Here is a 12,716-nt window from a genome sequence, read left to right as displayed (position 1 = left end):
TCGATCCCGCGACAGCCGATAGAATGGCTCGACATTCACTCTGGAAGCCGATCCTATGACCATCCAACAACTGATTGAAGCCAAGTTGACCGCCGCGCTCTCCCCCACCGTGCTGGAGGTGATCAACGAGAGCCACATGCACCGTGTGGAACCAGGTTCAGAGAGCCACTTCAAGGTGGTGATCGTCAGCGAACAGTTTGCGGGACAGCGGCTGCTGGCCCGTCACCGCCAGGTCAACGCGGTGCTGGCCGATGAACTGGCCGGTGCAGTGCATGCACTGGCGCTGCATACCTACACAGAGACCGAGTGGCAGCAAAAAGGCATTGCCCCGCGCACCCCGAGCTGCGTTGGCAAACCGTCACTGACCTGAACCGGACAACACGCCCCCCATCGATAACCTGCCAACAAAAATGAAACACATTTCCCCCATTGGCTCCGAAAAAGCTACATCCAAGGGGGTATTTTTCAGCATCAAGGCTTTTTGCGGATAGTTGAAACAGCGACAAATACCCCCATAGAGGTATCGAAATAAAAAAACCTTTAAAACCACGACTTACAAGGTCTATGGAGCTTATTTATTGCGGGTTAATTTTGTGATGGCACGGGGATTTTGCCCATTTGGCATGGCAGAAAATGCGCCTTGAGTGGTAAACTCAAGCGCTTTTGAGTGAGCCTGCATGTTAAATAATTGTTGCGCCCGTCCATCTGGCGCAGCCGTGACATCGACTCATTCAACCACCCGCCGTGATCTATTTCTCGGCGCTAACCAACCTCTCCCGTAACGGTAGTGCAATTGAGTATGATTACAATCAAAAGAGGACTGGACATCCCCGTGCTGGGTGCGCCAGAGCAAGTAATCTACGATGGCCCCGCCATCACCCGTGTTGCGACACTGGGCGAGGAGTTTGTGGGGATGCGACCTACTATGTTCGTCAAAGTAGGCGATCGCGTCATCAAAGGTCAGGATCTTTTTGAAGACAAGAAGAATCCGGGCGTTAAATTCACAGCTCCTGCCACCGGTGTGGTTTCAGAAATCAACCGCGGTGCCAAACGTGTTCTCCAGTCCGTGGTCATCGACCTCGATGGTTCAGATGAACAGGTGACATTTGAGCAGTTTGCTTCTGCCGAGCTGGCCAAGCTCGAGCGCAGCAAAGTGCAAGAGATCCTGGTCGCATCTGGTCAGTGGACTGCGTTGCGTACTCGTCCATTCAGCAAAGTCCCTGCGGTCGGTTCAGCCCCGCGCGCCATCTTTGTGACTGCAATGGACAGCAACCCGCTGGCAGCCGATGCCGAGCTGATTATCAAGGAACAGTCACAAGCCTTCCTCGATGGTCTGGCCGTATTGACTCGTTTGACCGACGGCGCCGTCTACGTCTGTAAAGGCGAAGGCAGCCTGCCCCACTCTCCGCTGGCTCAGGTCAAGGAAGAGATCTTCGTTGGTCCACACCCTGCCGGTCTGCCTGGTACCCATATCCACTTCCTGGATCCGGTCAGCCGCACCAAGGTGCAGTGGCACATCAACTATCAGGATGTAATCGCGCTGGGCAAGTTGTTCACCACCGGTCAGATCTGCACCGACAAGGTGATCGCCCTGGCTGGCCCGAACGTACTCAAACCACGTCTGCTGCGTACCCGCATGGGCGCAAGCCTTAGCCAGCTGACCAACAATGAGTTGCGTGCCGACGAAAACCGCATCATCTCCGGTTCTATCCTGAGTGGCGCCAAAGCCGACGGTGTTCACGACTACCTGGGTCGCTACCACAATCAGGTTTGCGTGCTGGGTGAGGGTCGCGAGAAAGAGTTCCTGGGCTGGATCAACCCCAGCGCCAACAAGTTCTCTATCACCCGGACCACCCTCGCTCATCTGATGAAGGGCAAGCTGATCAACTTCACCACCACTACCAACGGTAGTGACCGCTCCATGGTGCCTATTGGCAACTATGAACGGGTGATGCCACTCGACATCCTGCCGACCCTGCTGCTGCGGGACATGATCTCTGGCGATAGCGATGGTGCACAAGCACTGGGCTGCCTGGAGCTGGATGAGGAAGATTTGGCGCTCTGTACTTTTGTTTGCCCCGGCAAAACAGAGTACGGCCCGATCTTGCGTGAGTGCCTGACCAAGATTGAACTGGAAGGTTAAGCGATGAGTTTCAAGCAACTTCTTGAAAATATGGAACACCACTTCGAGCCGGGTGGCAAGTACGCCAAGTACTATGCCCTGTTCGAAGCGGCGTACACCCTGTTTTATACCCCGGGTTCAGTTACCCGCAACGCCTCCCACGTTCGTGATGCGCTCGATCTGAAACGCATGATGATCATGGTGTGGCTGGCCGTATTCCCGGCCATGTTCTGGGGTATGTATAACGTTGGCAACCAGGCAATTGCAGCCATCGCCCATCTGGGCACTGCCGCCGGTGCGAGCAGCTGGCAATATGCCCTGGCCACCATGCTGGGCGCCTCCCTCGATCCGGCCGTGGCCGGTGTCGGCAGCAAGATGCTGATTGGCGCCACCCACTTCTTCCCGATCTATATCACCGTCTTCCTGGTCGGTGGTTTTTGGGAAGTGCTGTTCGCCATGGTACGCAAGCACGAGATCAACGAAGGCTTCTTCGTGACCTCCATCCTGTTTGCCCTGATCGTGCCGCCCGAGCTGCCCCTGTGGCAAGCTGCACTGGGTATCACCTTCGGCGTGGTGATGGCCAAAGAGGTGTTTGGTGGTACCGGCAAGAACTTCCTGAACCCGGCCCTCGCAGGTCGTGCGTTCCTGTTCTTCGCCTACCCGGCTCAGATCTCCGGCGATGCCGTGTGGGTTGCCGTTGACGGCTTCTCCGGCGCAACCGCACTGAGCCAGTGGGCCCAGGGTGGCCAGATGGCACTGATCAACGGTGCAACCGGCCAGGCTATCAGCTGGATGGACGCTTTCCTGGGTAACCTGCCGGGCTCCATCGGTGAAGTCTCTACCCTGATGATCCTCATCGGTGCCGCCATGATCGTCTACATGCGCATCGCCTCCTGGCGCATCATCGCCGGCGTGATGATCGGTATGATCGCCACCTCCCTGCTGTTCAACGTCATCGGTTCCGATACCAACCCCATGTTCAACATGCCGTGGCACTGGCATCTGGTACTGGGTGGCTTTGCCTTCGGTATGGCCTTTATGGCGACCGACCCTGTCTCCGCCGCCTTTACCAACAAAGGCAAGTGGTGGTATGGCGCCCTGATCGGCGTCATGGTGGTGCTGATTCGGGTAGTTAACCCTGCGTTCCCGGAAGGCATGATGCTGGCCATTCTGTTTGCAAACCTGTTTGCTCCCCTGTTTGACCACTTCGTCGCTCAGGCAAACATCAAGCGGAGGATTGCTCGTGGCGTTTAATAAAGATTCAACCATCGGCACCGTTAGTGTCGTTGTCGGTCTCTGTCTGGCTTGCTCTATCGTGGTCTCCGTTGCCGCTGTGGGGCTGCGTTCTACCCAAGAGGAGAACAAGGCGCTGGACAAGCAGAGCAACATTCTTGCCGTCGCCGGTGTTGACATCCGTACCGTGGCCAAGCGCGACCTGGTCAAGCTGTACGGCGAGCAGATCGAAGCCCGTCTGGTGGATCTGGCGACCGGTGACTTTGTTGACGGCGATGCCGACAAGTTCGACAGCAAGCAGGCGGCCAAAGATCCGGCCACCAGCACCCGTCTGGCGGCAGCCGACGACAAGGCTGGTCTACGTCAGATAGCCAACAAGATGCCAGTGTTCTTCGCCAAGGATGCCGACGGCAAGGTAGACAGCATTATCCTGCCCATCTACGGCCAGGGTCTGTGGTCTACCATGTATGCCTTCGTCGCCGTTGCCGCTGATGGCCAGACCATCAAGGGCATCACCTACTATGACCACGGTGAAACCCCGGGTCTGGGTGGCGAGATCGAAAACCCGGCCTGGCAGGCGCTGTTCAAGGACAAGAAACTGTTCGACCAGAATGGCATGCCAGCGCTGCGGATCATCAAGGGCCATGCTCCGGCTGGCTCAGAGCATGAGATCGACGGCCTGTCCGGCGCGACCCTGACCGGTAACGGCGTACAGCACACCTTCGACTTCTGGATGGGTCCCAAGGGCTTTGGTCCTTTCCTGGCCAAGGTTCGTGCAGGAGAAATCAACAATGGCTGACAAGAGCGAAATGAAAAAGTTGCTGTTGACGCCAGTGCTTGGCAACAACCCCATCGCCTTGCAGGTGCTGGGTGTCTGTTCTGCACTGGCGGTTACCAGCCAGATGAAAACTGCGTTTGTAATGACCATGGCGGTTATTGCCGTAACCGCCTTCTCAAACCTGTTTATCTCCCTGATCCGCAACCAGATCCCGAACAGTGTCCGGATTATCGCCCAGATGGCGATCATCGCCTCGCTGGTTATCGTGGTTGACCAGGTGCTCAAGGCCTATGCCTATGAGATCTCCAAGCAACTGTCGGTCTTCGTGGGTCTGATCATCACTAACTGCATCGTAATGGGCCGCGCCGAAGCATACGCCATGAAGAGTGCCCCGCTGCCCTCCTTCCTGGATGGTATCGGTAACGGTCTGGGCTATGGCGCTATTCTGCTGAGCGTAGCTACCGTGCGCGAAGTGCTGGGCTCAGGTACCTGGTTTGGTATCGAGCTGTTGCCGCTGGTCAACAACGGTGGCTGGTATGTGCCCAACGGTCTGCTGCTGCTGCCACCGAGTGCTTTCTTCATCATTGGTTTGATCATCTGGGGCGTGCGCACCAAGGATCCCAAGCAGGTGGAGGCGAAGGAGTAAAAGATGGAACACTATCTGAGTCTGTTGGTCCGTACTATCTTCATCGAAAACCTGGCACTCTCCTTCTTCCTGGGGATGTGTACCTTCCTGGCGGTATCCAAGAAGGTAAAGACCTCTATGGGTCTCGGTGTCGCAGTAATCGTGGTGATGGCGATTGCCGTTCCGGTCAATAACCTGATCTACAACTTTATACTCAAACCGGGGGCGATCTCCCCCAGCCTTGACTTGAGCTTCCTGAGCTTTATCACCTTTATCGGGGTGATCGCGGCGCTAGTACAGATCCTGGAAATGGCGCTGGACAAGTACTTCCCGGCGCTCTACAACGCGCTTGGTATCTTCTTGCCGCTTATTACCGTGAACTGCGCCATCTTCGGTGGCGTCTCCTTCATGGTGCAGCGTGACTACAACTTCGTGGAGTCCGTTGTCTATGGCGTGGGCTCTGGCACAGGCTGGATGCTGGCGATCGTTGCGCTGGCAGGTATCCGTGAAAAAATGAAGTATTCCGATGTTCCGGAAGGTCTGCGTGGCCTTGGCATCACCTTCATTACTACAGGTCTGATGGCGTTGGGCTTTATGTCCTTCTCCGGTATCTCCCTGTAATCGGCTTTCCTGCAATAAGAAAGGAACGATAGATGGAAATTATTTTGGGTGTGGTCATGTTTACCGCCATCGTGCTGGTCTTGGTAGCAGTGATCCTGTTCGCCAAGTCCAAGCTGGTGACTGCGGGTGACGTGACAATCAGCATCAACGGTGATCCGGCAAAGGCTGTGGTTGGCCCTGCTGGTGGCAAGCTGTTGGGCGCCTTGGCTGGTAGCGGTATCTTTGTCTCCTCCGCCTGCGGCGGCGGCGGCTCCTGTGGCCAGTGCAAGGTGCGAGTTAAATCCGGTGGTGGCGATATCCTGCCAACCGAGCTGGATCACATCAGCAAGGGTGAAGCCCGTCACGGTGAGCGACTGGCCTGTCAGGTTACCGTTCGCTCCGACATGGATATCGAACTGCCGGAAGAGATCTTCGGGGTGAAGAAGTGGGAATGTACTGTTATCTCCAACGATAACAAGGCCACCTTCATCAAGGAGCTCAAGCTGCAGATCCCCGATGGTGAAAGCGTGCCGTTCCGTGCTGGTGGTTATATCCAGATTGAAGCCCCGGCTCACCACGTGCACTACAAGAACTTCGATATTCCCGAGGAGTATCGCGGTGATTGGGATCGCTTCAAGATTTTTGAGCTGGAGTCCAAGGTCGATGAGCCGATCATCCGTGCCTACTCCATGGCCAACTATCCGGAAGAGTTCGGCATCATCATGCTGAACGTGCGTATCGCCACGCCGCCCCCGAGCAACTGGACAGCCCCTCCGGGACAGATGTCCTCCTACATCTTCAGCCTGAAGGCTGGCGACAAGGTGACCATTTCAGGTCCGTTCGGTGAGTTCTTTGCCAAAGAAACTGAAGCCGAAATGGTATTCATCGGCGGTGGTGCAGGTATGGCGCCGATGCGTTCCCATATCTTCGACCAGCTGCGTCGCCTGAAGTCCAAGCGCAAGATGAGCTTCTGGTACGGTGCCCGTTCCAAGCGCGAAATGTTCTATGTCGAAGACTTTGACATGCTCGCGGCCGAAAACGAGAACTTTACCTGGAACGTTGCGCTGTCGGATCCACAACCGGAAGACAACTGGGACGGCTACACCGGCTTCATCCATAACGTGCTCTACGAGAACTATCTCAAGAACCACGAGGCACCGGAAGATTGCGAGTTCTACATGTGTGGACCTCCGGTGATGAATGCTGCCGTCATCAACATGCTCAAAGAGTTGGGCGTTGAAGACGAAAATATCCTGTTGGATGACTTTGGTGGTTAATCCATGCACAGTGTTGTAAAGACCTGGCTAGCCTTCGGGCTAGCCTTTTTCTTGACTGGGTGCGGTCAGGAGACGGTCCAATCCAAACCGGAGATCCATATCACCGGTAGCACCATGGGCACTTACTACTCCATCAAGGTGGCGGACAGCGCCATCAGCGATCCGGCCAAGCTTCAAGCTGAGGTGGATGTCTTGCTGGAGCGGGTCAATGACCAGATGTCGACCTATCGCCCCGATTCCGAACTGTCGCGCTTCAACCAGAGCCGTGACAACAAACCGGTAGTGGTCTCCCGCGATACCGCACGGGTCGTCACAGAGGCCATTCACATTGGCCGTGAGAGCCAGGGGGCGCTGGACGTCACCGTAGGCCCCTTGGTCAATCTGTGGGGCTTTGGCCCGGACAAAAAGCCGACCAAGATCCCCTCCGACGAGCTGCTCACCCAGACTCGCCAGAAGACTGGTCTGGGCAACCTGCACGTCATCACCTCGGTGGATGCCGACACCCTGCAAAAAGACATTCCGGATCTCTATGTCGATCTCTCCGCCATTGCCAAGGGCTTTGGGGTAGACAAGGTGGCCGAGTATCTCGAATCCCTGGGGGCACGCAACTATCTGGTGGAGATTGGCGGCGAGCTGCGGATCAATGGCGTCAACGGCAAGGGCCACCCCTGGCGGGTCGCCATCGAGAAGCCCACCGCAGGCACCGGCACGGTGCAAGAGGTGATCGTGCCCGGTGACAACGGGGTTGCCACCTCCGGCGATTACCGCAACTACTATGAACTGGATGGTCAACGCTTCTCCCACACCATAGATCCGCGCAGCGGCAAGCCGATCCAGCACCGTCTGGTTTCAGTTACAGTGATCCACCCCTCCTGCATGACTGCAGACGGGCTGGCCACCGCATTTATGGTGATGGGGACCGAGAAAAGCCTGGCCTATGCCCAAGAGCGGGGACTGGCAATTTTCGTGATCACCAAGACGGATGATGGCTTTGAAGAGGCCTATTCAGACGCCTTCAAGCCCTATCTGGTCAAGAAGTAAGAGGTAGAGATGCAGATTTTTCTGATCACCTTCGGGGTATTCATGCTGGTGATAGCCGCCATGGCTATCGGTTACATCTTCCAGAAGAAGAGCATCTCCGGCTCCTGCGGTGGCCTGGGGAGCGTTGGCATCGAAAAAGAGTGCGATTGCCCGGAACCCTGTGACAACCGCAAGAAGAAGATGGCCAAGGAAGAGGCCCGTCGCAAGATGCTGGAAGAGAACCGCATCATCTGATGCCCCTGACCTTTCGGTAAACAAAAGCGCGCCATCGGCGCGCTTTTTACTGGGCGTTATCATGGATTAACGGTCAGGGCAGACGTTCGATATAGAGGATCACCTCTCCAAGATGGATGCCGAACTTGCTGATGGTGGCGCGGTTGATCAAACGATCCTCATCCAGCAGATACATCCAGTCATTGAAGCTCACCCGCACCACCTCGCCATCCGGCAGAGCCAGATCAAGCTGATAACGCCAGTTGAGGGCAAACCCTTCGCTTTTACCCACCGCCTCCCCCACCACATCGGAAGCGGTACCGCGCCAGTGACCATCAGCGCCCTTGCTCAGATACCAGGTGCGGGTCTGCTGACGACCATCATCAAAGTAGAACTGCTCAAACAGCTCTCCCTTGCCATCCTTCCAACGACCTACCATCTCGACCCGAAAGCGACTGGTCACTTCGCCGCTGCGGTCGGTCACCAGGCCGTGAGCCACCAGCTTGCCGCTGAAGAAATGGGCAAGATCCCACGTTGGCCCCTGCCCTCGATAATCATCGAGACTGGTACCACAGCCGCTCAGCAGCAGAAAGGGGAGCAACAGTAACCAACGGCATGCACGATAAAAAGACATCAGACACTCCATGTTCAGGGTTGACCACGCAGGCGGCGGGTCAGGGCAGGATTACGGCTGTTATCAGCCAGCCAGATGGCGAGGAAGGCCGCCGAGAAGTTCGGATCAGCCAGGGTGCCAAGGGGCCTCTCCTGCCACCAGAAGTGGCCAACCCCTACCTTGTCGACATAGAAAGCAAGCTGATCACCCGCCTGTACATCGGGCCAAAGTGCCGCCAGCTGGTCGAGCCAACGCTGACGCTCGGGAACAGTGCCCAGACCGAGCCGCTGCCACTCGGCAGCGGTGGCACTCAGCAGATCTTCCCGCCCTATGGTTCTGGCATAGGTGAGGGTCAGGGCCTGTGGATAGTGGCCGGGCTGATAGCGCCCGCTCGCGCTGTAGAAGGTGGCATCGTAGAGCTTGAACCAGAGCCAGTTCATCTCCCCCTGCCCGACCGGGCGCAGCTGCTGCCAGGGGGCGGCTGAGGCGTGCACCGCGGTTGCGGCAAAGAGCGTAAACGCCAGCAGTAGCAGGTTAACTCCAGCCCATATGCCAATGGTCGGGATCTTCCAGTTCATGCCAATCTATCTCCTGTTCCTGCAGGGTATTGATATCCTGCATCACCACCTGCACCAACTGCCCCTGCGCATCCCGCTGGCAGGCAACCACCAGATAGAAACGATCAGTGAGCTCATGCTGGCTCTCTTTGGTCCATTTGGAAAAAAGCAACGAGTCGGTTGAAAAGGTGTTTGTCATGACTCACCCTCCAGCTTGACCATTACCCACAGGAGTACGGGTAACCACCACATCCAGATCACTGCCAGCAGCGCCGTGCTGATCCAGATGCCCCAGGGTAAGTGTACTGCCCCCATGGCGGCCCCCGCCACATAGGAGGAGGCACCGCCAAACACGCCAAACAGTGCCTGCTGCCAGCGAGGCAAGCGCTGCAGCCAGCGCATGCCGTGGGCCAGCGTCAGGGCAAAACCGAGCCAGAGCAGTACCAGCCAGAGGGGAAAACCAGACGGGAACCGGAACAGGCCGAGCTGCCAGAGCAGGGCATCCAGCAGACAGCCGGCAACCGCAATGGGGAGCAGCCGCCAGTCACGCTGGCGGCTGGGTGAGAAGAGAAAGTGCAGCAGCAACATTGCCAGCAGCGGGCCCGGCTGCTGCCACTTCACCGCCAGCAACCAGTAGAGGTTGAACCCCAGCAGGTGAGCCCACTGCCACATGGTCAGTGACCGCTTACTGGCACATCACCCGACCAGCCAGCGGGCCCCGGCTTGGCGGCCTCCAGCTGCACCAGACTGATGCTGCGCTCCCAGAATCCCCCCTCGCAATAGGCGAAGTAGAAGTGCCACAGCCGGATGAAATCCTGGCTGTAACCTAGCTTGGGCAGCTCGGGCGCCAACGCCAGAAAGCGCTCGCACCAGTGAGCCAGGGTGCGGGCATAGTGATGACCATGATCGTGCAACCGCACCAGCTGCATGTCGGTCTCCCGCGCCAGCAACCCCGCCATCTGGGATACGCTCGGCAGGCAGCCACCGGGGAAGATATAGCGCTGGATAAAATCGACCCCGCGCAGATACTGGGCGTGGCGCTGATCGGCGATGGTGATGGCCTGGATGAGCAGACGGCCACCGGGTTTGAGCAGCCGCGACAGCTGGCGGAAATAGTCGGGCAGGAAGGCGTGGCCTACCGCCTCGATCATCTCGATGGAGACCAGCTTGTCATAGGTGCCCTCCAGCTTGCGGTAATCCTCCAGCAGCAAGGTGATGCGATCCCCCAGCCCCTCCCGCGCAATCCACTCCTTGGCGTAGTCATGCTGGGCCCGGGAGATGGTAGTGGTCGTCACCCGGCAGCCATAGTGGCGGGCGGCATAGACGGCAAGGCCGCCCCAGCCGGTGCCGATCTCCAGCAGATGATCGTCAGGGCCCAGCTCCAACCGCTCGCAGATGGTACGCAGCTTGGCCTGCTGCCCCTCTTCCAGAGTGGCGTCGGCGCTCGGATAGATAGCGCTCGAGTACTGCATATGGCTGTCGAGAAAACCCTGATAGAGGGTATTGCCGAGATCGTAGTGGGCGGCGATGTTGGAGCGCGAGCCGGTCAGGGTATTGCGGTTGAGCCAGTGGCGCACCTTGTTGAAGGGGAAGCTGAGCCAGCCGAGGCGCCGTTCGAGGGAGTCGAGCAGGGTCAGATTGCGGGCCAGCAGCCGCACCAGCGCCACCGGATCCGGGCTGGTCCAGAGCCCCTCCACCCAGGTTTCTCCGGCGGCAATGCTGCCCCCCAGCAACAGGCGACGATAGAAGGCAGGATCCAGCACCACCAGTTCGGCATGCAGATCGGTGCCCGCGACGCCAAAGCTGTGGCGCTCACCGCCATCCCGCAGCAGCAGTTGGCCATGTTCGAGGCGACCCAGCAGATTGAGCAGCAGTTGTCTTGCCCCCTTGTCGATGAAAGAGGCAGAGAGGGTTGATTGAGCAAGTTCCATTAGCGGCTCTCCGGATGGGTAAAAATCGGTGTTCGTTTGATAAAAAGACGCAGTGCCTGCCAGTAGATCCCGAGCAGCACCTTCATGGTCATCCATGGCCAGCGGGCCAGCAGGGCCACCAGCCCCTTGCGCGACAAGGGTTCGCGAGTGAGCGCCAGGGTAGCGTCAAACAGCTTGGCTTCACCGGATACGGGATGGCTTTCGATATGGATCAGCGTCTCCTGCGCGGGCGGCCTGATGCGCCAGTGATAACGCATCGCCAGCCCCATAAAGGGGGATACGTGAAAATCCTTGTCATGGGGTGCCAGCGCCGCCAGATCGAGCAGGTAGTAGTGACGCTCGTTCCAGGGGGTGTTCGACACCTCTGCCAGCAGATAGCGCGCCTCGCCCTGCCGGTAGCAGAAGTAGAAGTTGACCGGGCTGAAGTAGAACCCCAGACAGCGCACATTGCCGAGCAGCAGTACCCGCCCCTCGGGCTCGGCATCGCCACCCAGCTCGCTCACCTTCTGCCACACCGCCTGCTTGAGGCTTCCCTCACTCCCCTTGAGATAGTCATGGCGGTGAAACGAAAGCAGCCCCGAGCGCTCCACCCCGAACCAGCGCCCCTGATCGAGCTGTGGCAGCTCGTCGAGATCCAGTCCCAGCATAAAAAGGCTGTAGGAGAAGGCGTGAGCCCGCGGTGCAAAACGGCGGTGGCGCACCGAGCCCAGCCAGATGGCGCTGGTGACGCCAGACAGTTCGTCGGCACCCTCATGTTCGGTGGCCACGGTGGCGCCGTTCATAGCTCGGCTCCGAAGCGCCTGGCGACATCCAGCGCGCTGCGCACCCCATCCTCATGGAAGCCGTTGTACCAGTAGGCACCACAGAAGTGGGTGTGTTGCTGGCCGCAGATCTCCGCGCGCCGCTGCTGGGCGGCAATAGAGGCCTGATTGAACACCGGATGGTGGTAGATGAAGCGGCGCAACACCTTGCTCTCATCCACCTTGCCCTTGGGATTGAGGCTGACGCAGAAGGGCTCTGGCGAGTTCACCCCCTGCAGGATGTTCATGTTGTAGCTCACCAGCGGCCGCGCCTCGTCATTGCCATCGAGCTGATAGTTCCAGCTGGCCCATGCCTTGCGGCGGGTGGGCAGGCAGCGGGCATCGGTATGGAGCCAGACATCGTTGGCCTGATAGGGCATGTCGCCGAGGATGGCCTGCTCCCGCTCGCTGGGATCCGCCAGCAGCGCCAGCGCCTGATCGCTGTGGCAGGCGAAGATCACCTCATCAAACCGCTCCTCGCCGTAACTGCTCTGGATCACCACGCCATCTGCGTCCCGCCGTACGCTCTGCACCGGACAGGCGAGGCGGATCTGCGACTGCCAACCCGCGGTAAGGGGGCCGATATATTCCCGCGAGCCGCCCGGGATCACGTACCACTGGGGGCGATTGGCCACATCCAGCAGGCCGTGGTTGGCAAAAAAGCGCAGGAAGAAGCCAAGGGGGAAGGCACGCATATCGGCCAGGGTCGATGACCAGATTGCCGCCCCCATCGGCAAGATGTAGTGGCGGGCGAAGTAGTCGCTAAACTCCCCCGCCAGCAAAAAATCCCCAAGGGTCAGCTCGGGGCCAGCCCCCTGATGTTGACCATCTGCCAGCCAGGCCCGAGCCTCCCGGTTGAACCGCAAAATCTCGGCGACAAAGCCGTAGAAACGGTGGCTCAACAGATTGCTGCGCTGGGCAAACAG

16 protein-coding genes are annotated in these 12,716 nt (G+C 58.4%); 9 read left to right on the top strand and 7 right to left on the bottom strand.

The genetic code is table 11. The features are described from left to right. Positions 1-55 precede the first annotated feature (55 nt). From BN1117_RS12865 to nqrM, 9 genes are all read left to right on the top strand, one after another. Complete coding sequence (locus tag BN1117_RS12865) at positions 56-370, top strand: BolA family protein (protein WP_040097964.1); 315 nt, start codon at positions 56-58, stop codon at positions 368-370. 429 nt (positions 371-799) lie between these two features. Next, positions 800-2,143: a Na(+)-translocating NADH-quinone reductase subunit A gene (locus tag BN1117_RS19515; RefSeq protein ID WP_040097962.1), complete on the top strand. Its 1,344-nt coding sequence runs from the start codon at positions 800-802 to the stop codon at positions 2,141-2,143. 3 nt (positions 2,144-2,146) lie between these two features. Next, positions 2,147-3,376, top strand: a complete 1,230-nt coding sequence (locus BN1117_RS19510) for an NADH:ubiquinone reductase (Na(+)-transporting) subunit B (protein WP_040097960.1) — start codon at positions 2,147-2,149, stop codon at positions 3,374-3,376. Continuing rightward, entirely contained in the window at positions 3,366-4,154 is a 789-nt protein-coding gene (locus BN1117_RS12850; protein WP_040097958.1) for a Na(+)-translocating NADH-quinone reductase subunit C, read from the top strand. The genes BN1117_RS19510 and BN1117_RS12850 overlap by 11 nt, the downstream gene beginning before the upstream one ends. Beyond that, a complete protein-coding gene (locus BN1117_RS12845) occupies positions 4,147-4,779 on the top strand; it encodes an NADH:ubiquinone reductase (Na(+)-transporting) subunit D (RefSeq protein ID WP_040097957.1) in 633 nt (210 codons plus the stop codon). The genes BN1117_RS12850 and BN1117_RS12845 overlap by 8 nt, the downstream gene beginning before the upstream one ends. A gap of 3 nt (positions 4,780-4,782) precedes the next feature. Continuing rightward, entirely contained in the window at positions 4,783-5,379 is a 597-nt protein-coding gene (gene nqrE / locus BN1117_RS12840; RefSeq protein ID WP_040097955.1) for an NADH:ubiquinone reductase (Na(+)-transporting) subunit E, read from the top strand. A 32-nt stretch (positions 5,380-5,411) separates the two neighbouring features. Then, positions 5,412-6,635, top strand: coding sequence for an NADH:ubiquinone reductase (Na(+)-transporting) subunit F (gene nqrF, locus BN1117_RS12835; protein ID WP_040097954.1), 1,224 nt, complete (start codon positions 5,412-5,414; stop codon positions 6,633-6,635). A gap of 3 nt (positions 6,636-6,638) precedes the next feature. Then, entirely contained in the window at positions 6,639-7,676 is a 1,038-nt protein-coding gene (locus tag BN1117_RS12830; protein WP_040097952.1) for an FAD:protein FMN transferase, read from the top strand. A 9-nt stretch (positions 7,677-7,685) separates the two neighbouring features. Further along, complete coding sequence (gene nqrM, locus BN1117_RS12825; protein ID WP_040097950.1) at positions 7,686-7,910, top strand: (Na+)-NQR maturation NqrM; 225 nt, start codon at positions 7,686-7,688, stop codon at positions 7,908-7,910. Between the two features lie 73 nt (positions 7,911-7,983). On the opposite strand, the gene BN1117_RS12820 is transcribed toward nqrM, so the two are convergent. The 7 genes from BN1117_RS12820 to BN1117_RS12790 form a co-directional block, all read right to left on the bottom strand. Further along, positions 7,984-8,523: a DUF3833 domain-containing protein gene (locus BN1117_RS12820; RefSeq protein ID WP_040097948.1), complete on the bottom strand. Its 540-nt coding sequence runs from the start codon at positions 8,521-8,523 to the stop codon at positions 7,984-7,986. Between the two features lie 14 nt (positions 8,524-8,537). Then, the gene (locus BN1117_RS12815) at positions 8,538-9,080 is read right to left on the bottom strand and encodes a chalcone isomerase family protein (RefSeq protein WP_040097946.1); all 543 of its coding nucleotides are present in this window, start codon (positions 9,078-9,080) and stop codon (positions 8,538-8,540) included. After that, entirely contained in the window at positions 9,037-9,258 is a 222-nt protein-coding gene (locus tag BN1117_RS12810; RefSeq protein WP_040097944.1) for a TIGR02450 family Trp-rich protein, read from the bottom strand. Before BN1117_RS12810 ends, BN1117_RS12815 begins: the two co-directional genes overlap by 44 nt. After that, on the bottom strand, positions 9,255-9,731 hold the full coding sequence (locus BN1117_RS12805) for a DUF2878 domain-containing protein (RefSeq protein WP_040097942.1): 477 nt from the start codon (positions 9,729-9,731) through the stop codon (positions 9,255-9,257). Before BN1117_RS12805 ends, BN1117_RS12810 begins: the two co-directional genes overlap by 4 nt. Before the next feature lie 2 nt (positions 9,732-9,733). Then, positions 9,734-10,990, bottom strand: a complete 1,257-nt coding sequence (locus tag BN1117_RS12800) for an SAM-dependent methyltransferase (protein WP_040097940.1) — start codon at positions 10,988-10,990, stop codon at positions 9,734-9,736. Further along, positions 10,990-11,772, bottom strand: coding sequence for a DUF1365 domain-containing protein (locus tag BN1117_RS12795; RefSeq protein WP_040097938.1), 783 nt, complete (start codon positions 11,770-11,772; stop codon positions 10,990-10,992). The genes BN1117_RS12800 and BN1117_RS12795 overlap by 1 nt, the downstream gene beginning before the upstream one ends. After that, on the bottom strand, positions 11,769-12,716 hold a 948-nt coding region (locus BN1117_RS12790; protein WP_040097936.1), incomplete at its 5' end, for an NAD(P)/FAD-dependent oxidoreductase. The genes BN1117_RS12790 and BN1117_RS12795, both read right to left, overlap by 4 nt.

This window comes from Aeromonas australiensis, assembly GCF_000819725.1.
GTDB lineage: Bacteria > Pseudomonadota > Gammaproteobacteria > Enterobacterales > Aeromonadaceae > Aeromonas > Aeromonas australiensis.
This window is presented reverse-complemented; position numbering and strand designations above follow the sequence as displayed.